The following is a 21920-nucleotide window of genomic DNA, read 5'->3' on the forward strand; positions in this document are numbered from 1 at the left end:
GAGAGCAGAGATGAGAAAGGGAACCGCACTGGTCACCGGGGCCGGCCGCGGCCTGGGCGCGGCGATCGCCCGCCGGCTGTCCGCCGAAGGCTGGCCGGTGGTCGTCAACGACCTGGACCAGGCGGCGGCCGAGGGACTCGCCGACGACATCGCGCGAGCCGGGGGACGCGCGCTGGCGGTCGGCGTCGACGCCACCGATCCCGCCCAGGTGGCCACCATGGTCCAGTGGGCTCGCGAGCACTTCGGCCCGGTCCTGGTGACCGTCGCCAACGCCTCCGGCCCCCAGGGCGAGGTGCCCGTCGAGGAGCTCTCGTGGGCGTACATGCTCCGCCACTTCGAGTTCTTCACCAAGAGCCCCCTCGCCCTGCTGCACGCGGCGGTACCGGACATGCGCGCCGCGAGGTGGGGCCGCGTCGTCCACATCGGCAGCGACCTGTTCGACCGGGCGGACCCGGGATGGTCGGCCTACATGGCCGCCAAGGGTGCCCTGCTCGGTCTCACGCGCGGATGGGCGCTGGAGCTCGGCACGGACGGCATCACCGTCAACCTGGTCGCCCCGGGCTGGATCCCGGTGGAGCGGCACGGCGCCATCCCCCCGGAGGTGGCGGAACGGTGGCTGGGCCGCCAGGCGGTCCCCCGGTGGGGCACCCCCGATGACGTGGCGGGAGCGGTCGCCTACCTCACCTCCGAGGACGCCGGTTTCATTTCCGGGCAGCGGATCGTCGTCAACGGCGGCTTCCACTTCGCCTGACGCCCGGTCCTCCCCCGCCTCCCCGCCCGGTCGGCGGCGACGCCCGCCTCCGGCCGGGGAGGCGATCAGCCCGGGTGGCGCCGGAGCCACCGGTCGAGAGCGGCGAGGTCCTGATCCGTCAGGCCGTAGCGCGGGTCGATCCGGTGCGGGAACGCGCGTCCGGGATGGCGGGCCGCCAGCCAGGCGCGGTCCCGGTCGGTGATCTCGTCGTCGATCCACGCGAACGGGCGTCCGTCCGCCCAGTCCAGGAGCGGACGGGTCTTCCAGTGCAGTCCGTCCGCCTGATCGACGTCGGCGGAATCCGGCCAGTCCACCACGGGCAACTCCGGCAGGCCGAGCCACGGCGCGATGCAGTCGTTCGCGTCGGACATCCACGTCGTGGCCCACACCAGCGCGCACGGCAGCGCCAGCAGCCGGGGCCCGAGCGCCGGATCGATCCGCGTGATGAGGGGGTTCGCCGCGGCCGCGCGCGGCACGCGCGCGGCCGTATAGGCCGGGTAACCCTCGGGAAGCTCGTGGCGGGTCGCCCCGAAGGGAATGAGCGGCCCGTCGACATCGAGGAAGAGCAGGGGCGGCGTGGAACCGGTCATGACCGCACCGTAGCGGCGCCTACATCGGCGCCTCCTCCCGGCCGGCCGCTCGTGTCCGCGCCGTCAGGACAGCCCCGCCCCCGCCCGATCGCGGACCCGCCGGCGTTGCGGGACGATCGTGTACCGCGGGTCGGCGGCCGAGGCCAGGCCCGCGTGGAAGACGCCGAAGCGGGTGGCGGCGGAGCCGGCGAGCAGTGCGGCGCCGGAAAGGGCGGCGGCCCAGCGGCTGCGCCCGCCCAGGGTCGCCGCGCCGAGCGCTCCGGCGGCCGTGAGCGCCTCGGCCGCACGCAGCAGCGGCCCGGCGCGGCCCCGGCGGTGGGTGGCGGCGAGCTGCGGGCCGAACCGGCGGCGCATCCGGGCCAGCGCGGCCGTCTCCAGCACCGCGCCGAGGACGGCGGCGCGGCGGGCCGGGGCCGTCTCGCCGGTGGGCGCGGCGAGGAGACCGGCCCCGGCGGCGGCCGCCGCGCCCGAGCCGACGAACACGAACGGCATCTCCCGGTATCCCTCGTGCCAGGCCGGCACCGCCGTGTCGCAGATGAGCGGGGCCGTGTAGGCGGCAACGGCCGGGCCGGCCAGCGCTGCACCGACCGTCGCGGCGGTGCCGGGCGCCCGCAGCCGGCCGGTCAGCTCGGTGACGGCGGCGGCACCGGCGAGCGGAGCGTATCCGGCGAGCAGCCACGAGCCCACGCTCATCGGCGAGGTCGGCTTGCACACCCGCAGCATGTTGAGGAACCGGGCCGGGCGGCCCAGGTCGTTGACGAGCGCGGCGAGCGACAGCGTGACGGCGCCGAGGGCGGTGACCTTGGCGGTGCGGGCGAGGGCGCGCCGCCCGGTCAGGTGGGCCCCGGCGGCCAGCACCGACGAGGAGCCGGCGAGCCCGCCGAGGAACAGGTAGCCGGCGATGTCGCGGGCCGCCCACGGGACCTGGTTGAGCACCGGGCGGCCGTGGTAGGAGCGGAACTCGCCGTCGCGGGCGTGCCCGGCGGCCGGGTGGGTCTCGGGCCGGGCGTGCACGGACCCGGTCACCGCGTCGCGGTCGGGCCGGGCGTGCACGGACCCGGTCACCGCGTCGCGGTCGGGCCGGGCGCCGCGCACTCCGGCGCGGGTGACGTCGGACGTGCTCACGGGCGCCTCCCCAGGAACGTCGCGGCCAGGCCGGCGAGCAGCACCGCGGCGGCGGCCCCGGCGTGCCGCCACATGGCGGGCAGGTCGCGGGTGGTGACCACCGGGTCGGGCGGCAGTCCGTAGACCTCGGGGTCGTCGAGCAGCAGGAAGAACGCCCCGGCTCCGCCGACCCCGTCGCCGGGGTCCTCGCCGTACAGCCGCGCCGAGTCGACTCCGGCGAGCTGGAGCTCGGTCACGCGACGGCCGGCGCGTTCCCGCAGCTCGTCGAGTTCCCCGAACTGGATGGAGTCGGTGGGGCACGCCTTGGCGCAGGCGGGCTCCTGGCCGGCGCCGAGCCGGTCATAGCACAGGGTGCACTTCCACACCCGGCCGTCGTCGGCGCGCTTGTCGATCACCCCGTACGGGCAGGCGGGCACGCAGTAGCCGCAGCCGTTGCACACGTCCTCCTGAACGACGACGGTTCCGTACTCGGTGCGGAACAGCGCGCCGGTCGGGCAGACGTCCAGGCAGGCGGCGTGCGTGCAGTGCTTGCACACGTCGGAGGCCATGAGCCACCGGAACTCGGTGCGCCCGTCGGCGCCTGCGGTGTCACCGGGACGGTCGAAGGACGGCATGCCGAGGTCGACGGTCGGCGGACCGCCGTCGGCGGTGGCCGTGCCCGCCGCTCCGTCGCGGGCGACACCGCTGTGCTGGCGGCCGAGGGGGCGGCGCTGCTCCACGAAGGCGACGTGCCGCCAGGTGTCGGCGCCCAGGCCGCCGCTGTTGTCGTAGGAGGTCGCGGAGAAGTTCAGGCCGTCCTCGGGAACGGCGTTCCATTCCTTGCAGGCGACCTCGCACGCCTTGCAGCCGATGCAGACGCTGGTGTCGGTGAAGAATCCCATGCGGGGAGGATGGTCGCGGTGCCCGGCGTCGCCGGCCGGGTCCGCGGGCGGGGGGCCGCCGTGCGCGTCGGGTTCGCTGCCGGTCATTCACACCTCCGTGCCGGTCGTGTCGGTGACCCCCGCACGCCGCTGGTACTCGTCGACCAGCTCACGCAGGGCGGGGCCGCGCGGGCGGCGGCCCGGGCGGATGTCGGCGGTGAGCGCCTTGACCTCCTGGATGTGCACGTTGGAGTCCAGCGAGATCGAGGAGAGCTCGTTGGCGGCGTCGCCGGTGCTGTGGCCGTTGGGGCCCCAGTGGTAGGGCAGCCCGATCTGGTGCACGACGTGGTCGCCCGCGCGCAGCGGGGCCATCCGGTCGGTGACCAGTACCCGCGCCTCGATGGCGTTACGGGCGCTGATGATGGTCGCCCACTCGCCGTGGCACAGGCCGCGCTCGGCGGCGAGTTCCGGCGACACCTCGCAGAAGAACTCGGGTTGCAGCTCGGCCAGGTACGGGGTCCACCGGCTCATGCCGCCGGCGGTGAAGTGCTCCGTGAGCCGGTAGGTGGTCACGACATAGGGGTAGACGAGCGCGCCCGCCGCGTCACCGCTCGGGTGGTAGCGGTTCAGCGGGTGCGGGTAGACGAGCCGGGTCGGGCAGCGCTGCTGGGAGTAGAGCGGGTTGGCGACCGGGGAGTCCTGCGGCTCATAGTGCGTGGGCAGTGGACCGTCGGTGAGCCCGGCGGGTGCGTACAGCCAGCCCTTGCCGTCGGCCTGCATGATGAAGGCGTCGGTCCCGGTGAGCGCGTCCGGGCCGGTGGCGCCCTCGGGCGGCCGGTAGTCCGGGGGCCGGGTGGCGTCGAAGTCCGGGATGTCGTGACCGGCCCAGCGCGCCTCCTCGGGGTCCCACCACAGCAGGGCCTTGCGCTCGCTCCACGGACGGCCGTCGGGGTCGGCGGAGGCGCGGTTGTACAGGATGCGCCGGTTGGCGGGCCAGGCCCACCCCCATTCGGCGGCGATCCAGTCCTGCCGGCCGGCGGGTTCGCGGCGGCGGGCCTGGTTCACGCCGTCGGCGTACACGCCGCAGTAGATCCAGCAGCCGCAGCTGGTGGAGCCGTCGTCGCGCAGTTCCTGGTAGCGGGTCAGCGGCCGGCCCTGCGCGTCGCGGCCGTTGATCTCGGCGAGCACGGCGTCCGCGCTGGGCTCGTCGCCGTGCTCCAGCGGGTAGTCCCACGTGAGGTCCAGCAGCGGGCGGTCCATGGGGTCGGTGGAGCCGGCCAGCTTCTCCCGGATGATGCGGCCCAGGTGGTACATGAACCACAGGTCGCTGCGGGCGTCCCCGGGCGGGCGGACCGCGGCGTCGTGCCACTGGAGCATGCGGTTGGTGTTGGTGAAGCTGCCGTCCTTCTCGATGTGCGCGGCGGCCGGGAAGAAGAACACCTCCGTGCCGATGTCCTCGGTCCGCAGTTCGCCGGTCGCGATCTCCGGCCCGTCCTTCCACCAGGTGGCGCTCTCGATGAGGGAGAAGTCGCGCACCACGAGCCAGTCGAGGTTGGCCATGCCGAGCCGCTGCGCGCGGGCGTTGGCCGATCCGACGGCCGGGTTCTCCCCCATGAGGAAGTAGCCGTGGCAGGTGCCGTCGAGCTGCGCCATGACGGTGTCGTAGGTGCTGTGCGAGCCGGTCAGCCGCGGGAGGTGGCCGAACGCGTAGTCGTTGTCGGCGGTGGCGGCGTCGCCGAACCACGCCTTGAGCAGGCTGACCGCGTAGGCGCGCATGTTCGCCCAGTAGCCCTTGCGGGCGGCGTCGGCGCGCACGAAGTCGTCGAGTCCGAAGTGCTGGTGGGCGTGCGGCATCGGGATGTAGCCGGGCAGCAGGTTGAACAGGGTCGGGATGTCGCTGGACCCCTGGATGCTGGCGTGCCCGCGCAGCGCCTGGATGCCACCACCGGGGCGGCCGATGTTGCCGAGCAGCAGCTGCAGGATGGACGCGGCGCGGATGAACTGCGATCCGGTGGTGTGCTGGGTCCAGCCGACCGCGTAGCAGAAGGCGCTGGTGCGGTCGCGGCCGGAGTTCTCCGTCAGGTGCCGGCAGACCTCCAGGAAGGTCTCCTCCGGGATGCCGCACACCTGGCGGACCATCGCCGGGGTGTAGCGGGAGAAGTGCCGGCGCAGGATCTGGAACACGCACCGCGGATGCTCCAGCGTCTCGTCGTAGGTGGCTTCACCGGCGATCGCGGCGCCGCCGGAGCCGTGCTGCTCGGACCGTCCCGCGGCGCCGATCCGGTGCCGGCTCTCCTCGCGCCGCGCCCACTCCAGCCGCGACATCTGCTCGCGCCGCCCGGCGGCCGCCGCCACCTGCGCGCCCTCGTACTGCCAGCTGTCGGTGTCGTAGTCCCGGTCCTGCGGGGAGAAGCCGGAGAAGAGGCCGTCGAGGTCCTCGGTGTCCTGGAAGTCCTCGCAGACGATGGTGGCCGCGTTGGTGTAGGCGAGCAGGTAGTCGCGGAAGTACTTCCCGGTGGAGAGGACGTGGTTGATGATGCCGCCGAGGAAGGCGACGTCGGTGCCGGCGCGGATGGGGACGTGCAGGTCGGCGTGCGCGCTGGTCCGGCTGAAGCGCGGATCGACGTGGATGACGACGGCGCCGCGGGCCTTCGCCGCCATCACCCACTGGAACCCGACGGGGTGGGCCTCGGCGTAGTTGGAGCCCTCGATGACGATGCAGTCGGCGTGCTGGAGATCCTGCATGAACGTGGTGGCGCCGCCGCGCCCGAACGACGTGCCCAGCCCGGCGACCGTGGCGCTGTGGCAGACCCGCGCCTGGTTCTCGACCTGGATCACGCCGAGCGCGGTGAACAGCTTCTTGATGAGGTAGTTCTCCTCGTTGTCCAGCGTCGCACCGCCGAGGCTGGCTATGCCGAGCGTGCGGGCGACCCGGCGTCCGTCCTCCTCCCACTGCCAGGTGCGGCGCCGGGTCTCGATGACACGGTCGGCGACCATCTCCATGGCGGTGTCCAGGTCGAGCGGCTGCCAGTCGCGGGCGTACGGCGGCCGGTACAGCACCTGCTGCTCGCGGGAGGGGCCGGTGGTGAGCTGGAGGGAGGCGGCGCCCTTGGGACAGAGCCGGCCCCGGCTGACGGGAGAGTCCGGGTTGCCCTCGATCTGGACGACCTTCTCGTCGCGCACGTACACGTTCTGCGAGCAGCCCACCGCGCAGTAGGGGCACACCGAGGTGACCACCCGGTCGGCGGTCCCGGTGCGTGCCGTCAGCGAGCGGCTGCGCGCGGACTGGGCGGCGGCGCCCCGCCCGAGGGGATCGTCGCCGGTCAGCTGCCGGTAGACCGGCCACGCGTCGAGCCACTGCCGGACGCCCATGCGTTCACCTCCCGCCCGGCGGCCACGGGCGGACCCGCCGGACCGGCCGGGCCACCGTCGCCACGGCCGGTGCGTGCCCCCTAACCCGGAAGCGGGCCGGTGACACGTACCGATCGCCGCGCGCGTTCGCCGCGGGCCCGGTGGAACCGGTGTGACCTGGGGCTTCGCGAGTGGTGACCGGCGGAGAACGACCGCGGGGGCGCGGTGCGCGCGCGGACGCGAGGGGTGTTCGGGCCGGTGCCGGGGCCGGGCGGGTGAGGGCGGGTCAGCCGGAAGGGGCGTCGGCCCGGCGCAGTTCCACGCAGCACTCTCCCGGGCGGGGGGCGAGGACGGCCTGGACGCCGGTGGCCCGGAGGCCCCGGAGGTAGCCGGTGAGGTAGGCGTGGTTCATGCCGCAGACGAGACCGGGGGCTTCGGCGGCGAGGGGGTGGAAGGGGCAGTTGAGCAGCCGCAGCCGGGTCGGCCCCTCGCGCACCGGTTCGAAGCCCTGCTCGTCGAGCATGCGCTCGCACAAGGTGATGCCGCGCTCGGCGCCGAGCCGCCCGGGGCGGGCCCGTGCACGCTCCGCCTCGCCCTGTTCCCGGCCACGCTGCTCGGCGACGCGGGCCGCGGCCTGGGCCCCGGTCTCGTCCTCGCCTTCGGTCAGGAGGGCCTGCAGCAGCAGTCCGGCCAGCAGTTCGTGACGGCGCTCGGGGATGCTGACGTGGATCTGGGCGTCCGCGGGCTCGTACACCTTCGGCCGCCGGCCGACCTTGCGGGCGGCGTCCGGGCCGTGCGTGTGGGCGCGCAGCAGGCCGGACTCGACGAGTTTGTCGAGGTGGAAGGCGGCGAGTTTGCGGGAGATCCCGACGCTGGCGGCCGCCTCGTCGCGGGTCACCGGCCGGCGGGCACGGCGCACGAAGGCGAACATCTTCCGCCTCAGTTCCTCGCCGAGGACGCTGACGGAGTCGATGGCGGCGTCGCCGGAGGACGGCGGCCGGGGCGTTTCGGAAGCCACCTCCTAACGATATCTCCCAATCGCATGGGTCCATTCGCTCGCGAGGGCCTCCGTGTCCCGTGACATCCACGGATCGGGCACAATAAGACCAACACACGTTGGTGAAAAAGCAGGAGGTGCTTGCGATGACCGGACCGCCGTTGCGGCAGCCGGCCGACCGCGCCCGCCGGTCCGCGTGCGAGGCGGAGCCGTTCGGGCGTGCGGGCGCTTGGGGCGGGCGGTATCTGCCGTGACCCGCCCCCCGACCGTCGCCGTGTCCGAACGTGCCGGTGATGACGGCACCGCGCTTCCCGGGCGTACCGCCCTCCGCGTCGCCCGGCCGACCGATGGGGTGGACCTGGCCGCCGCCGAACTCGCCGCCGGGCGGTTCCTGGAGGCGCTGGGCATCAGCACCGACTCCGAGAGCCTGCGAGGCACCCCCGGCCGGATGGCACGCGCCTACGCCGAGTTGTTCAGTCCGCGCCCCTTCGACCTGACGACCTTCCCCAACGATGAGGGCTACGAGGAACTCGTTCTCGCCCGCGGCATCCCGCTGCGGTCGGTGTGCGAGCACCACCTGCTGCCCTTCGTCGGCACGGCGCACATCGGCTACCTCCCCGGCGCGCGGATCCTGGGGCTGTCCAAGCTCGCCCGCGTCCTGGAGCACTTCGCCTGCCGTCCCCAGGTTCAGGAACGCCTCACCAAGCAGGTGGCCGACTGGCTCGACGGCAACCTCGCGCCCAGGGGTGTCGGTGTCGTCGTCGAGGCCGAGCACACCTGCATGACCCTGCGCGGCGTCCAGGCGACCGGTACCACCACCGTGACCTCCACGTTCCTGGGCGAACTCCGCGCCGACGCCCGTTACCGCGCGGAGTTCCTCTCGCTCACCGGCACCGCCGGCTGACCCCGCGTCCCGACCCGAAAGGCCGCCTCGTGGAAATCTGGATCAATCCCGACTGTTCCAAATGCCGCTCCGCGCTGTCGCTGCTGGATGCCGAAGGCGCCCGGTACACGGTGCGGCGGTATCTGGAAACGCCCCCGACCGCCGAGGAGCTCGTGGACGTGCTGCGGCGCCTGCGGCTGGAGCCGTGGGACATCACCCGCACCGGCGAGCCCGTTGCGGCGGAGCTGGGGATGGACGCGTGGGCGCGGGACGAGACCGTGCGCGCCCGGTGGATCGAGGCCCTGGCCGCCCACCCGGTACTGATCCAGCGGCCGATCATCACCGCCGACGACGGCAGCGCGGTGGTCGGCCGGACCCCGGAATCGGTGCGCTCCGTCCTGCCGTAGCGGTGCCGGACGCGCCCGGCCCGCACCGGCTCGCGCGGCGGAGGAGGCGGCGGCACAGAGCGGGCGCGAAGGCCGTACGCGGACGGACGCGAGCCCGCGCGGGAGCCGGGTCCCGCACGTCACCGGCGAACGCGCACCACACAGGTGCGCGCACCTGCGCGTCCGGGTCGCCGGCCGGGAACGACCGCGCGCTCCGGGCCGGCCTGCCGTCGAAGGCGGTCGTGCCGTGGGGCGGTACGGCCGATGGCGGGCCCCCGGCTCCGTGGGATGTCCGGGCCGTCGTGGACCACGCCCTGACGCACGGCCGGGACCCCGACCGCGTCGGCGGCACGTTCTTCCGAGCGAGCGCGCGCACGCCGGTGCGAACCGCCCGGAGTCCTGCCGACCTCCGGGATGGAGGAGCGGCGGACCCGGCCGCGCAGGTGTTCGGCGTCTTCGGCTGAGATCATTGTTTCTGGTCGCGCCCGTCTTCTCGCTTCCCATCGCCGCCGACGCGCAAGGGTCTACGGCGATCGGGGTGGACGGCTCCGGACGCTCGTCGGCTCGCCGCCCTGTGCTTGTGGTCGCGCTCGCCTTCTCGCTTCCCTCCGCCGCCGACGCGGGAGAGACCTACGGCAGTCGGCGTCGACGGCTCCGAACGCTCGTCGACTCGCCGCTCCGCGCTTAAGGTCGCACTCACCTCCTCGCTTCCCTCCGCCGCCGACGCGGGAGAGACCTACGGCAGTCGGCGTCAGCGGCTCCAGACGCTCGGCGACTCACCGCTCCGGGCTTAAGGTCGCACCCGCCCCCTCGCTTCCCTCCCCCACCAACACAGGAGAGACCTACGGCGATCGGCGTCGACGGCTCCGAACGCTCGTCGGCTCGCTGCTCCGTGATCGCGGCGCCGCTCCACCGGGCCCTACGTCAGTCGGCGGCCTGCGCGGCCACCTGCTCAATGGCCTCGACGGCGACCTCGGGCTCGTCGACGTGGATGTAGTGCCCGCTGTTCTCGGCGGTGCTCGCTTCGCTGTCACTGGACACAGCAAGCCACGCCTGCTGGCCCGCGGTCCAGTCCTCTTCGAGACCCGGACCGTACTCGGGCACCTCCGCGAGGTACTGCTGCCCGTGCTGGATCACCCGCACCGGGATGTCACCGGCGGAGCGGACCTCCCCGTCGGTGAAGACGAGCCGTTCCGGGTTCTCCCCCGCGAAGATCGCGAGGGTCTGGGCGCGCAGTTCGCCGGCCGGGCCGGTGGCGGACTCGGGGATCCGGTCCTCCAGGTCGGCGACCGCGGTCGGCGAGGTGGCGTCCAGCAGGACCAGGCCATGGACCCTGTCCTGGTGGTCGGGGGCGTACCGGGCGGCGATCAGCCCGCCCATCGAGTGCCCGGCCAGCACGACCGGACCGCCCAGGGCGACCTCGTCGAGCACCCCGGTCAGAGTCTCGCCGATGTCCTCGAAGTCTTGGGGGCCGTCCGGCCCGTCGCTCGCGCCCGCGCCGAGCCGGTCGTAGGAGCAGACACGGGCGTCGGCGCTCAGCGTCTCCTGTAGGTCGGCCATGGTGGTCAGGTCGTCGCCCCCGCCGTGCAGCAGGACGATGACCGGTTCCCCCGGCACCGGGACGCCGGAGCAGGAGACGTTCACGGAATGGCCGCCGACGGTGATCTCCTCGGTTCCGGAGAACCAGTCCTCGGGGGCCGTCGGCAGATCCATGCCGGAGAGCGGGTCCGGCCCGCCCGCCGCCGAACAGCCGGCGAGCCCCACGACGGCCGTGGCGCACAGTCCGGCCGCGGCGATGGTCCTGATCGAGTGGTTCATGGGAACGCCTTCCAGGGCGGCGAGGGGGATACAGGTTCGCGGGGCGACGCGGCAGGCCTTCGGCGCCGAATGCACGTTCCTTGCCGGAGCGCCGCGTCCGCCTCTGAACGCTACGGATCCGGCGTCCGGAAATCGTCCCCCCAAGGCGGACACCTGCGCGTGGCTCGCCCGGGGGACAAGCGGAGCGGCGAGCCGACGAGCGTCCGGAGCCGTCAACGCCGACCGCCGAAGGCCCCACCCGTGTTGGCGGCGGAGGGAAGCGAGAAGGCGAGCGCGACCACAAGCACAGGGCGGCGAGCCAACGAGCGCCCGGAGCCGTCAACGCCGACCGCCGAAGGCCCCACCCGTGTTGGCGGCGGAGGGAAGCGAGAAGGCGAGCGCGACCACAAGCACAGGGCGGCGAGCCAACGAGCGCCCGAAGCCGCCAACGCCCACCGCCGAAGGCCCCACCCGCGTCAGCGGCACAGAAACGCGAAAAGGCGAGCGCGCATAGGTCCTGTTGTTTTGAAAGGTCTTCGGGGTGGGCCGGTGTTCTGGAGCCCTGTCTCGACGGGGTCCGGCAGCATGAATTCACCGGCGCCGAGTGGGACCTGCTCGCCCCGCTCATGCCCGCCCACCCCCGCAAAGGCAAGCGATGGGCCGACCACCGGCGAGTCATCAACGCCCTTCTGTTCCGCACCCGCACCGGTATCCCGTGGCGGGACCTGCCCGAACGGTACGGGGCCCCTGGGAGACCGCCGCCGGACGGCACCTCCGCTGTTTCTTGGACGGAACCTGGAACGGCATCGCCGAGGCCCTGCGCATCGATGCCGCCATCGGCCATCCCCCGGAGGTGTCGGTGGACTCCGCCATGGTGCGCGCCCACCACCACGCCGCCGGGGCCGCGAAAAAGGGAACGCGCCCCGGCAGGAAAGGGACGAATCCGAAGCACTCGGACGTCCCCGGAGCGGGCTGACCACCAAGGTCCGCCCCGCTCGCCGACTCCCGCCGCCGTCCCCTGGCCATCGCCACCGGCCCGGGCCAGCGGGGCGACACGCTCACGTTCGAGCCGCGGACCGGCGGTAAGGCCTGCTCCTCGGCCGCGATCCGCGCCCACCGCGAGCCCGCAACATCAAGGCGGCCATCGCCCGGCCGCGCGGACAGCGGGAGAAGAGCCGCGGGCACGGATTCCGGAGCGGCGGGCTCCGGCCTTCGACCGGGCCGCCTACCGAGGCCGCAACACGGTCGAGCGCGCGATCAACCCGCCCAAGCGGAACCGGGCGGTCGCGGCCGGGTACGGCAAGAGAGCCGCGGTCCATGACGGGACCGTCCGGCTCGCCGCCATCCGCGTCCGGCTATGCGACCTCACCCGTTCAAGAAACACTGCCTGCAAGCACCGCCCGGCGAAGGCACGGCCGGTTCCCTCGCGCTCCCCCTGTGGCGCCCACGGGGTCCCACGTGGTGGCACGAAGCGCACGCCGACGCTCCGGCCCCGCCACGTCGTGCAGCATCGGCCGGCCGTGCGGGGCGGCACGTACCGCCCCGCACTCCGCGCTCTTCGAGGCCGCGACCGCGTACTCAGCCGGCGGCGGCGCCGAACCACCTCGGCAGGTGGTCGAGCAGGTCCTGCTGGTCCTCACCGGCCCACGCCACGTGGCCGTCCGGCCGGACCAGCACGGCCGGCACATCGAGTTCCTCGCTGACGTCGATGACGTGGTCGACCCGGTCCGCCCAGCCCGCCACCGAGAGCCGGCCGGTCTGGTCGAGGAGCAGCCCGCGGCCACGGTGCAGCAACGCGTAGAGGCGGCCCCGTTTCAGGGCGATGTCGCGCATCCGCCTGCCGAGCAGCTCATGCCCCTCTCCGAGGTCGTAGCGGACGTCGACCGCGGTGATCATCCCGGTGATGTAGCGGTTCACCTCCTCGAAATCCATCAACGTCGAGAACAGCTCCCGCAGTGCGATCGCCCCGGGGTCCGTCCCCATCAGCGTGGTCTGCGCGCGGGTGTTGTCCAGCACACGGGCGCCCACCGGGTGCCGTTCGGCGTGGTAGCTGTCCAGCAGGCCCTCCGGCGCCCAGCCGTTGACCGCGGCGGCCAGCTTCCAGCCGAGGTTGACCGCGTCCTGCACGCCGAGGTTGAGTCCCTGCCCGCCGGTCGGCGGGTGGATGTGCGCGGCGTCGCCGGCCAGCAGCACCCGGCCGACCCGGTAGCGCTCGGCCTGCCGGGTGGCGTCCCCGAACCGGGACAGCCAGCGTGGCGAGTGCGCGCCGAAGTCGGTGCCTCCCAGGGCGCGCAGCCGCTGCCGGAACTCCTCCAGGGTGGGTGCGGCCGTACGGTCCTCGGCCACCCCCTCGGCCGGCACGATCACGCGGTACACCCCCTCCCCGACGGGCGCGGCGCCGAACCGCAGGTGGGTCTTGCGCACCTCCGCGCCGACGGCGGCGATCTCCGCCGGGTCCGCGGTCAGCTCCATCTCGCCCAGCAGCGTCTCGACTCGGCTGGGCTCGCCGGGGAACCCGACGCCGAGTCGCTTGCGCACGGTGCTGCGGCCGCCGTCGCAGCCGACGAGGTAGCCGGAACGCAGGTGCGTGCCGTCCGCGAGCTCGGCGGTCACGCCGTCCCCGTCCTGGCTCAGCCCCACCAGTTCGCAGCCGCGCCGGATCTCGGCACCGACTTCGAGGGCACGCTCGTTGAGCAGCCGCTCGGTGACCGGCTGCGGGGTGGCGAGGCCGTACGGGTGCGCCGTGTCCAGCCGGTCCGGCCACGGCTTGATGATGCCGCCGAAGAGGCCACCGGCCTGGAACCTCTCGCTGACCGCGGCGAACCGGTCGAGCAGCCCGCGCTGGTCCATGAGCTCGACACTGCGCGCGTGCAGGCCCTGCCCACGAGACTGCCGGGTCGGCTCGGTCAGCTTCTCCAGCACGACAACGTGCACCCCGTGCAGCCGCAGTTCACCGGCCAGCATCAACCCGGTCGGCCCGCCGCCGACCACGATCACGTCAATCATGAGAACGCCCATTCAACGAGAGGAAGCGCGGCCAGCCGCTCCGCACGGTCCGGCGGTGCGCACGCCCGCACCTCCGCACCACGAGTCCCGCCGACGGTTCGACGTCTCCGCGCGCCCCATGCGCCGACGGCCGGCGCATCGCGCGGCCCCCGCCTCCTGGACTCTGGCCACGGCCGACGATTCTGCGGCACGACCCGGGTCTTGCCGCAAGCCCCGGGGTGCGCTATACGTTGAGAGTGGAGAGAAGTATTTTTCCTCTCCTTTACCGTCCGGAACGGACGTGACAGGCCCCCTTGGACAGCGGCGACACGCCGGGCGGCTCTCTCGGGAACGGGGCCGGCGCAGCGGGCGAAGGCACATTTCACCACCGCTTCACCACCACGGCATCGACGCCACGGCCTGGACCGCCGCGGCGCCGGACGGCGGTCTTCGGTTCCCCGCCTAGGGGTCCCGACCGGGCGCCGCCGAGTTCCGCACTCGGCGGGCGCGGAGCGCACGGGCGAGTGGATCAGCGATCGGTGGTACGTCCATGACCTCGGCACCGGACCGGCGGCCCCACAACACTTTCCTCTTGCGCTAAGTATTTGCCGCGGTGAATACTTAGCCGCATGGAACAGCGTTCGGCGGTACTCGACGGCGTCTTTCTCGCCCTCGCGGATCCGACCAGACGAGCCGTGATCAACCGGCTCGGGAGCGGACCTGCGAGCGTCGGGGAACTGGCACGCGATGCCACGATGACCCTTCCCTCGTTCATGAAGCACGTACGGACACTCGAATCCCGCGGGCTGATCCGCACCGCGAAGTCGGGCCGCGTGCGCACGTGCGAACTCAACCGGGAACGGCTCGCCGTCGTCGACGATTGGCTGGCGGAGCAGCGGCGCCTCTGGGACCGGCGCACCGATCGGCTGGAACAGTTCGTCACCGACTCCCAGAAGGAGCATCCGGCATGAACCCCGAACTCGACCTCGGCATCGAACGAGTCATCCGCGCGTCCCGCAAGCTGGTGTGGAACGCGTGGACCGACCCGGCGGCCCTGGCGCAGTGGTGGCTGCCCGCCCCGGCGCTGTGCCGCGTCGAACGTCTGGAGGTACGCCCCGGCGGCGCGTTCGTCACCCGGATGAGCAGTGACGGCGGCGCCACCTTCGTCCCGCACGTCGACGCGTGCTTCCTGGTGGTGGACGCGTTCGAGCGCATCGTGTTCACCAACGCCGTCGACAGCGGCTGGCGTCCCGCGGCCCCCGCCCCCGTCTCGATTACGGCCGAGGTCACGCTGCGCGACCACCCCGAAGGCACCGACTACCGGATCCTCGTCCGCCACGGCGACCCGGCCACCAGGAACCGCCATGCCGAACTGGGCTTCACCGAGGGCTGGGGGACGGCCGCCGACCAACTCACCCGGATCGTGGAGGACACCGGCCGCGCCGGGTAGCGGAGGCGCACGCGCGGCAGGTCCGCGACCGGGCGGCATTCTGCGCGCCGGCTGACCGAGTGGGCTAGGCCGAACGGTGACGCAGCGCCCGATGCGCTCAACACCCATCCCGAGCCGGTCGCTCCTAGCGACGGAGGCCCCGCCGGGGCGCTGGAACCCGGGGAACTTCAACGGGCATTCCCCGAGCCTTCTACAGAGCGGATCGAGGCGTAACCAGCCGGACTCCGCACGTCAGCGCCACTGGCCTGGACCGCAGGTCAGTGGCGCTCTTTTCGTGCTCACGGGCAGTAGGGCGGGCGGGGCTCGAACCCGCGACCCAGGGATTATGAGTCCCCTGCTCTGACCAGCTGAGCTACCGCCCCTTCGGGTATCCCCGTCTAGCAGGGGATATGCGATCGTAGCCGATTCTAGCGAGGGAAGCACGACGGCCGCACAGCGGAGGATTCCCGGAACACGACCACTGTGCGAAGCGCCCGCCATGCCCGGCCCTCCGTCCGTGCTCGGCCGACCTGGGCCCTGGCGCCTCGACCTCGACGCCCGCGTCCGCTGTGGTTTCCGGATCGACGGACGCAAGCCGAGCGTGACCACCTCGCGGCGTGACGGACCGATCGTGGCAACAGCGGCCATCGGCTACCGCAGCGTCCTGACGTCCTCGCCGCAGTCGGCGACGGCCGGCGCCGGATTCCATGGGATTTCCGGAACACGCACCGTCAAGCTTCTGTGCACGGATCGTCATGGACACGTTCAGAGACGGGCGGCCACTATTGGTGACGCCGGAATTCCAAAGGCCGGTAATCCATTCTGAGCGAACAAGAAAGGAGTGGGGAATCACTGTGTTCAAGCGACTCGTAGCGCTATTGTGCGTGACGTTCGTGTGCGCGTTGGGTTTCGCGGGCCCGGCGAGCGCGGCGTCGGATATCGAGGCCATGGCCCGGCCGAGCGGCTGCCGTTACAACGTGGCGGAGCCTTACGGAGCGCACGCCCGGTGCGACAACGCCAACGGGGGTTCCTACCGCGCCGTCGCCGTCTGCACCAGCCCGTCCGACGGAGACGTCACCTGGGGATACGGGCCGTGGAGAAACTGGGACGGCGCGCTTTCGATCGCATATTGCAATGGCGACAGCCGCGTCACGAGCGCCGCCATCCAGACTCGGGTCACCCCGAATTAGAGCAGTGGGGAGTTTCATGGTGAAGAAGAAACTGTTCTCGCTTTTCGGTGGAGCAGCACTGGCGGCCGGCATCTTCGCGGGCGCTCCGGCGGCTGCCGCGGAAACGGCTCCGGCCGCGGCGTGGCCGGGGGATTGCTGGTACGAGCTGAGAGGCCAGGGCGCCGCGGCACGGTGTGATTCGGGTTCCGGGCAGTACAGGGCCGTTGTGGTCTGCGACCCCTGGGGCGGCGGACCCTTGGTGCAACGTAACGCGCCGGTGTGGAGAAACGCGGGCAGCGGGGTCACCTCCTACGTCTACTGCCCCCCTCAGTCCGACGGCGTGAGTGCGGGGATCGTCACGAGGGCGTGAGCCCGGCCCCCACCGAGGCTTCGCGGTCGCCCGTGGCCCCTGGGCGGCGAGCCGCCTGCGCTCCCGGGCTGCCTCCCCATCCTCCTCGGTAGGGGCCACGGCGGCGCCCCGTCCCCCTGGCAAGCTTGGCCGGGTTGGACGGGGCGCTTCGCCGTTTCGGGGCCCGGCCCCGGGGCTGGCACGCCGACGGACCGCCCCGGCGCCCGCGCCGGCGGCGGGAGCCCCTTCCCGCGGCGCGGCGGGCCGAACACTAGGGTGGGATTCCGCGACACACGAGTACCGGCGGGCTGCAGGATCGGCGCCGTGGGCTGCGAGGTAGCATCGCGGGTCGCATCGAGAGTGGTCAGGAGAAGAGGTCATGGCTCAAGTTCCCGTCAACGTCACTGTCACCGGCGCCGCCGGCCAGATCGGTTACGCGCTGCTGTTCCGCATCGCCTCGGGTCAGTTGCTGGGGCCGGACACTCCGGTGAAGCTGCGGCTGCTGGAGATCCCGCAGGCGGTGAAGGCGGCCGAGGGGACCGCCATGGAGCTCGACGACTGCGCCTTCCCGCTGCTGCGGGGCATCGACATCTTCGACGACCCGCGCCAGGCGTTCGACGGCGCCAACGTCGCGCTGCTCGTGGGCGCCCGGCCGCGGACGAAGGGCATGGAGCGCGGCGACCTGCTGGAGGCCAACGGCGGGATCTTCAAGCCGCAGGGCGAGGCCATCAACGCCGGCGCGGCCGACGACATCCGGGTGCTCGTCGTGGGCAACCCGGCGAACACCAACGCCCTCATCGCGCAGGCGCACGCGCCCGACGTGCCGGCCGAGCGGTTCACCGCGATGACGCGGCTGGACCACAACCGCGCCATCTCACAACTCGCCGCGAAGCTGGGCGTGCCGGTGACCGACATCAGCAAGCTCACCATCTGGGGCAACCACTCCGCCACCCAGTACCCCGACATCTTCCACGCCGAGGTGGCCGGCAAGAACGCCGCCGAGGCCGTGAACGACGAGGCGTGGCTGAGCGGCACGTTCATCCCGACCGTGGCCAAGCGCGGCGCGGCGATCATCGAGGCGCGTGGCGCGTCCTCGGCCGCCTCCGCCGCCAACGCCGCCATCGACCACGTGCACGACTGGGTGCTCGGCACGCCCGAGGGCGACTGGACCTCGGCGGCGATCGTCTCCGACGGCTCCTACGGGGTGCCCGAGGGGCTCATCTCCTCCTTCCCGGTGGTCTCGCGCGACGGCCGGTGGGAGATCGTCCAGGGGCTGGAGATCGACGCGTTCTCGCGCGAGCGCATCGACGCCTCGGTGCAGGAGCTCACCGAGGAGCGCGACGCCGTCCGCAAGCTCGGCCTGATCTGACGGCCACTCCGGCCGCTCCGGCAGCGCCTCGTACGCCCCGCCCGCACTTCGCCGGGCGGGGCGTACGTAGTCTGCTGCCATGCCGCTCAGCGACCTTCCCCCCGACGAGCTTCGCGCCTTCCACGCGCCGGGCACCGCTCCTGACGACTTCGACGACTTCTGGGCGACCACCCTCGCGGAGTCGGCCCGCTTCGACGCCGCCCCGAAAGTCACACCGCACCCCACCCCGCTGACCACGGTCGACGTGTTCGACGTGGAGTACCCCGGCTTCGGCGGCCACCCGATCCGCGCCTGGCTGCTGCTGCCCCGCGCGCGCACCGGCAGGCTGCCGTGCGTGGTGGAGTTCCCCGGTTACGGCGGCGGCCGGAGCAGGCCGCTGGAGTCCCTGATCTACGCATCGGCCGGTTACGCGCACCTGCTCATGGACCTGCGCGGGCAGGGCAGTACCGGCCGCACCGGCGACACCCCCGACCCGGTGCCCTCGCCGAACCCGCAGTTCCCCGGCATGATGACCAAGGGCGTGCTCGATCCGCACGACTACTATTACCGCCGGCTGATCACCGACGCCGTGCGCGCCGTCGCCGCCGCCCGCCGGATCGATGACGTGGACCCGCACCGGGTCGTCGCCATGGGAGCCAGCCAGGGCGGCGGCCTCGCGGTGGCGGTGGGCGCGCTGGTCCCGGATCTCGCGGGGATCGTCGCCGACGTGCCGTACCTGTCGCACTTCCGGCGCGCCGTGCACATCGCGTGCGACGGGCCGTATCTGGAGCTGTCCCGCTACCTACGGGTGCACCGCGACCAGGTGGACCGGGTCTTCCGCACCCTCTCCTACGTCGACGCGCTGAACTTCGCCCCCCGGGCCACCGTGCCGGCCGCGTTCAGCGCCGCCGCGATGGACACGGTGACCCCGCCCTCCACGTGCTACGCCGTGTACAACGCCTACGCCGGCCCCAAGGACATGCGGCTGTGGGAGTTCAACGGCCACGAGGGCGGCGAGGTGGCCGGGCACGAACGACGGCTGGAGTTCCTGACCGGCGTAATCGGCTGATACACGGAGCGTGAGCCGCCGAGCTTCCGTAGCCGCCGACGCCGATGGCCGAAGGCCGCACCCGCGTCGGCGGCGAAGGAAGCGAGAAGGCGAACGCGACCACAAGCACAGAGCGCGAGCCGCCGAGCTTCCGAAGCCGCCGACGCCCACCGCCGAACGCCCCACCCCGTCGACGGCGAAGGAAGCGAGAAGGCGAGCGCCCGAAGCCGCCGATCGGCCGGTCCGCCGTGGCCCGATGGATCGGGGGGTGTCCGGGAGCGGGCAGTATGGAGGGCGTGAGTCTCATCGATCAGCTGCCCGCAGACCCGGATCCCGATGCCCTGTTCGAGGCGTTCGCCGAGTGGGCCGACGAGCGTGGACTCACGCTGTACCCCCACCAGGAGGAAGCCCTCATCGAGGTCGTGTCGGGGTCGAACGTCATCCTGAACACCCCCACCGGCTCCGGCAAGAGCCTGGTCGCGGCCGGTGCGCACTTCGCGGCGTTCGCGCGCGGCGAGCGCAGCTTCTACACGGCGCCGATCAAGGCGCTGGTGTCGGAGAAGTTCTTCGACCTGTGCAAGATCTTCGGCACCGTCAACGTCGGCATGATGACGGGTGACGCGAGCGTGAACGCCGGCGCGCCCATTATCTGCTGCACCGCCGAGGTGCTGGCCAACATCGCGTTGCGGGACGGAGCGGACGCCGACCTCGGCCAGGTGGTGATGGACGAGTTCCACTTCTACGCCGAGCCGGACCGCGGATGGGCGTGGCAGGTGCCGATCCTGGAGCTGCCGCGGGCGCAGTTCATCCTGATGTCGGCGACCCTCGGTGACGTGACGCGGTTCGAGGAGGACCTCAACCGGCGGACCGGACGCGGCACCGCCGTGGTGCGCTCGGTCGAGCGTCCCGTGCCGCTCTACTACTCCTACCGCACGACCCCGCTGCACGAGACGCTGGAGGAACTGCTCGGCACCCGCGAGTCGCCGGTGTACATCGTGCACTTCACCCAGGCCCAGGCCGTGGAGCGGGCGCAGTCGCTGACCAGCATCAACATGTGCACCCGCGCCGAGAAGGACGCCATCGCCCGGGAGATCGGCAATTTCCGCTTCACCACGCGGTTCGGCCGCAACCTCTCCCGGTACGTTCGGCACGGCATCGGTGTGCACCACGCCGGGATGCTGCCCAAGTACCGCCGTCTGGTGGAGCGGCTGGCGCAGGCCGGGCTGCTCAAGGTGATCTGCGGGACCGACACCCTGGGCGTCGGCGTGAACGTGCCGATCCGCACCGTGCTGTTCACGGCGCTCAGCAAGTACGACGGCAACCGGGTGCGGCGGCTGAGCGCGCGGGAGTTCCACCAGATCGCCGGCCGGGCCGGGCGTGCCGGGTTCGACACGGTCGGCAACGTGGTGGTGCAGGCGCCGGAGCACGTCGTGGAGAACGAGAAGGCGCTGGCCAAGGCGGGCGACGACCCGAAGAAGCGGCGCAAGGTGGTGCGCAAGAAGGCGCCGGAGGGTTTCGTCGGGTGGGACGAGACGGCGTTCGAGAAGCTGATCGCGGCCGAGCCGGAGCCGCTCACCTCGCGGTTCCGGGTGAGCAACGCGATGCTGCTCAGCGTGATCGCGCGCCCGGGAGACTGTTTCGCGGCGATGCGGCACCTGCTGACCGACAACCACGACGACCGCCGGAGGCAGCGGCGGCACATCCGGGAGGCGATCGCCATTTACCGGTCGCTGCTGGACGGCGGAATCGTGGAGCGGCTGCCGGAGCCCGACGCCGATGGGCGCACGGCGCGGCTCACCGTCGACCTGCAGCCGGACTTCGCGCTGAACCAGCCGCTCTCGACGTTCGCGCTCGCCGCGCTGGAGCTGCTGGACCCCACCTCGCCGAGCTACGCCCTCGACGTGCTCACCGTGGTGGAGTCGACGCTGGACGATCCCCGGCAGATCCTCGCCGCCCAGCAGAACAAGGCCCGCGGCGAGGCGGTCGCGCAGATGAAGGCCGACGGGATCGAGTACGAGGAGCGGATGGAGCGGCTGGAGGAGATCAGCCACCCCAAGCCGCTGGAGGAGCTGCTGGACCACGCCTACCAGACGTACCGGCGCGGCCACCCGTGGGTGGGCGACCACCCGCTGCGGCCCAAGTCGGTGGCGCGCGACCTGTACGAGCGCGCGATGACGTTCACCGAGTACGTCGGGTTCTACGAGCTGGCGCGCTCGGAGGGGCTGGTGCTGCGTTACCTGGCGAGCGCCTACAAGGCGGTCAGCCAGACGGTTCCCGAGGACGCCAAGACCGGCGAGCTGCTGGACCTGATCGAGTGGCTGGGCGAGCTGGTGCGCCAGGTCGACTCCAGTCTGCTGGACGAGTGGGAGCAGCTGGTCAACCCCGCGGACGATCCGGCCGAGCGCGCCGTCGAGGAGCGGCCCAAGCCGGTCACCAGCAACCTCCGGGCGTTCCGGGTGCTGGTGCGCAACGCGCTGTTCCGGAGGGTGGAGCTGGCCGCGCTGCGCCGCTACGACGAACTGGGCGCGCTGGACGCCGAGGACGGCTGGACCGCCGACGAGTGGGAAGAGGCACTCGCCGGGTACTACGCCGAGCACGATGAGCTGGGCACCGGTCCGGACGCACGCGGGCCGCGGATGCTGCTCGTGGAGGAGCGGGCGGACGTGTGGGAGGTGCGGCAGATCTTCGACGACCCGGCGGGCGACCACGACTGGGGTATCTCGGCGGAGGTCGATCTCGCCGCTTCCGACGAGGAGGGCCGGGCCGTGCTGCGGATCCGGGACGTGAACCGGCTCTGACCGCCGGCCGGCCGCGGGGGCGTGCCTTCGGCGCCGCCCCGCCCGACCGGCCCC

Annotated in this window: 15 protein-coding genes, 1 tRNA gene and 1 pseudogene; 9 read left to right on the forward strand and 8 right to left on the reverse strand. The window is 72.6% G+C overall.

All coding sequences use genetic code 11. The features are described from left to right. Positions 1-10: 10 nt before the first annotated feature. The gene (locus ACFQRF_RS14260; RefSeq protein ID WP_379871564.1) at positions 11-751 is read left to right on the forward strand and encodes an SDR family NAD(P)-dependent oxidoreductase; all 741 of its coding nucleotides are present in this window, start codon (positions 11-13) and stop codon (positions 749-751) included. A 65-nt stretch (positions 752-816) separates the two neighbouring features. On the opposite strand, the gene ACFQRF_RS14265 is transcribed toward ACFQRF_RS14260, so the two are convergent. The 5 genes from ACFQRF_RS14265 to ACFQRF_RS14285 all read right to left on the reverse strand — a co-directional run bounded on the left by ACFQRF_RS14265 (position 817) and on the right by ACFQRF_RS14285 (position 7695). Then, positions 817-1341 (reverse strand): HAD domain-containing protein, encoded by a 525-nt coding sequence (locus ACFQRF_RS14265; protein WP_379871565.1) that lies wholly within the window; start codon positions 1339-1341, stop codon positions 817-819. A gap of 63 nt (positions 1342-1404) precedes the next feature. Further along, the gene (gene nrfD / locus ACFQRF_RS14270) at positions 1405-2466 is read right to left on the reverse strand and encodes an NrfD/PsrC family molybdoenzyme membrane anchor subunit (protein ID WP_379871566.1); all 1062 of its coding nucleotides are present in this window, start codon (positions 2464-2466) and stop codon (positions 1405-1407) included. Then, positions 2463-3347: a 4Fe-4S dicluster domain-containing protein gene (locus ACFQRF_RS14275; protein WP_379871754.1), complete on the reverse strand. Its 885-nt coding sequence runs from the start codon at positions 3345-3347 to the stop codon at positions 2463-2465. The genes nrfD and ACFQRF_RS14275 overlap by 4 nt, the downstream gene beginning before the upstream one ends. An 87-nt stretch (positions 3348-3434) precedes the next feature. Further along, positions 3435-6698, reverse strand: a complete 3264-nt coding sequence (gene fdh, locus ACFQRF_RS14280; protein ID WP_379871567.1) for a formate dehydrogenase — start codon at positions 6696-6698, stop codon at positions 3435-3437. A 265-nt stretch (positions 6699-6963) separates the two neighbouring features. Next, on the reverse strand, positions 6964-7695 hold the full coding sequence (locus tag ACFQRF_RS14285; protein ID WP_379871568.1) for a helix-turn-helix transcriptional regulator: 732 nt from the start codon (positions 7693-7695) through the stop codon (positions 6964-6966). A 229-nt stretch (positions 7696-7924) separates the two neighbouring features. On the opposite strand from ACFQRF_RS14285, the gene folE reads away from it, so the two are divergent. Both folE and ACFQRF_RS14295 read left to right on the forward strand, forming a co-directional pair. Continuing rightward, positions 7925-8578 (forward strand): GTP cyclohydrolase I, encoded by a 654-nt coding sequence (folE, locus tag ACFQRF_RS14290; protein ID WP_465262336.1) that lies wholly within the window; start codon positions 7925-7927, stop codon positions 8576-8578. A gap of 29 nt (positions 8579-8607) precedes the next feature. Next, positions 8608-8964 carry an arsenate reductase family protein gene (locus ACFQRF_RS14295; protein ID WP_379871569.1) on the forward strand — a complete coding sequence of 119 codons (357 nt, stop codon included), beginning with the start codon at positions 8608-8610 and terminating at the stop codon, positions 8962-8964. A gap of 903 nt (positions 8965-9867) precedes the next feature. On the opposite strand, the gene ACFQRF_RS14300 is transcribed toward ACFQRF_RS14295, so the two are convergent. Continuing rightward, positions 9868-10761 carry an alpha/beta fold hydrolase gene (locus ACFQRF_RS14300; RefSeq protein WP_379871570.1) on the reverse strand — a complete coding sequence of 298 codons (894 nt, stop codon included), beginning with the start codon at positions 10759-10761 and terminating at the stop codon, positions 9868-9870. Positions 10762-11294: 533 nt separating this feature from the next. Between ACFQRF_RS14300 and ACFQRF_RS14305 the strand changes: the two are divergent. Next, positions 11295-12104: pseudogene (locus ACFQRF_RS14305) on the forward strand (IS5 family transposase); the annotation flags it as partial. 214 nt (positions 12105-12318) lie between these two features. Here ACFQRF_RS14305 and rox read toward each other — a convergent pair. Next, on the reverse strand, positions 12319-13746 hold the full coding sequence (gene rox, locus ACFQRF_RS14310; protein WP_379871571.1) for a rifampin monooxygenase: 1428 nt from the start codon (positions 13744-13746) through the stop codon (positions 12319-12321). A gap of 608 nt (positions 13747-14354) precedes the next feature. Here rox and ACFQRF_RS14315 point away from each other — a divergent pair. Both ACFQRF_RS14315 and ACFQRF_RS14320 read left to right on the forward strand, forming a co-directional pair. Next, positions 14355-14696, forward strand: coding sequence for an ArsR/SmtB family transcription factor (locus tag ACFQRF_RS14315; protein WP_379871572.1), 342 nt, complete (start codon positions 14355-14357; stop codon positions 14694-14696). Next, positions 14693-15175, forward strand: a complete 483-nt coding sequence (locus ACFQRF_RS14320) for an SRPBCC domain-containing protein (protein ID WP_379871573.1) — start codon at positions 14693-14695, stop codon at positions 15173-15175. Before ACFQRF_RS14315 ends, ACFQRF_RS14320 begins: the two co-directional genes overlap by 4 nt. A gap of 288 nt (positions 15176-15463) precedes the next feature. Here the strand turns inward: ACFQRF_RS14320 and ACFQRF_RS14325 are convergent. Next, a tRNA-Ile gene (locus ACFQRF_RS14325) sits at positions 15464-15537 on the reverse strand. 1514 nt (positions 15538-17051) lie between these two features. Between ACFQRF_RS14325 and ACFQRF_RS14330 the strand changes: the two genes are divergently transcribed. The 3 genes from ACFQRF_RS14330 (at position 17052) to ACFQRF_RS14340 (ending at position 21866) form a co-directional block, all read left to right on the forward strand. Then, positions 17052-18041: a malate dehydrogenase gene (locus tag ACFQRF_RS14330; RefSeq protein WP_379871574.1), complete on the forward strand. Its 990-nt coding sequence runs from the start codon at positions 17052-17054 to the stop codon at positions 18039-18041. 79 nt (positions 18042-18120) lie between these two features. Next, the gene (locus ACFQRF_RS14335; protein WP_379871575.1) at positions 18121-19089 is read left to right on the forward strand and encodes an acetylxylan esterase; all 969 of its coding nucleotides are present in this window, start codon (positions 18121-18123) and stop codon (positions 19087-19089) included. 266 nt (positions 19090-19355) lie between these two features. Beyond that, positions 19356-21866 (forward strand): DEAD/DEAH box helicase, encoded by a 2511-nt coding sequence (locus ACFQRF_RS14340; protein ID WP_379871576.1) that lies wholly within the window; start codon positions 19356-19358, stop codon positions 21864-21866. Positions 21867-21920 lie beyond the last annotated feature (54 nt).

This window comes from Marinactinospora rubrisoli, assembly GCF_042664915.1.
In the GTDB taxonomy this organism is placed as follows: domain Bacteria; phylum Actinomycetota; class Actinomycetes; order Streptosporangiales; family Streptosporangiaceae; genus Marinitenerispora; species Marinitenerispora rubrisoli.

Excerpts from the sequence above, each read along its gene's own strand:
- ACFQRF_RS14330 (WP_379871574.1), top strand. The coding sequence starts at position 17,052 with ATGGCTCAAGTTCCCGTCAACGTCACTGTCACCGGCGCCGCCGGCCAG.
- ACFQRF_RS14275 (WP_379871754.1), bottom strand. The coding sequence starts at position 3,347 with ATGGGATTCTTCACCGACACCAGCGTCTGCATCGGCTGCAAGGCGTGC.
- rox (WP_379871571.1), bottom strand. The coding sequence starts at position 13,746 with ATGATTGACGTGATCGTGGTCGGCGGCGGGCCGACCGGGTTGATGCTG.
- fdh (WP_379871567.1), bottom strand. The coding sequence starts at position 6,698 with ATGGGCGTCCGGCAGTGGCTCGACGCGTGGCCGGTCTACCGGCAGCTG.
- ACFQRF_RS14315 (WP_379871572.1), top strand. The coding sequence starts at position 14,355 with ATGGAACAGCGTTCGGCGGTACTCGACGGCGTCTTTCTCGCCCTCGCG.
- ACFQRF_RS14335 (WP_379871575.1), top strand. The coding sequence starts at position 18,121 with ATGCCGCTCAGCGACCTTCCCCCCGACGAGCTTCGCGCCTTCCACGCG.
- ACFQRF_RS14260 (WP_379871564.1), top strand. The coding sequence starts at position 11 with ATGAGAAAGGGAACCGCACTGGTCACCGGGGCCGGCCGCGGCCTGGGC.
- ACFQRF_RS14300 (WP_379871570.1), bottom strand. The coding sequence starts at position 10,761 with ATGAACCACTCGATCAGGACCATCGCCGCGGCCGGACTGTGCGCCACG.
- ACFQRF_RS14340 (WP_379871576.1), top strand. The coding sequence starts at position 19,356 with ATGGAGGGCGTGAGTCTCATCGATCAGCTGCCCGCAGACCCGGATCCC.
- ACFQRF_RS14265 (WP_379871565.1), bottom strand. The coding sequence starts at position 1,341 with ATGACCGGTTCCACGCCGCCCCTGCTCTTCCTCGATGTCGACGGGCCG.
- ACFQRF_RS14320 (WP_379871573.1), top strand. The coding sequence starts at position 14,693 with ATGAACCCCGAACTCGACCTCGGCATCGAACGAGTCATCCGCGCGTCC.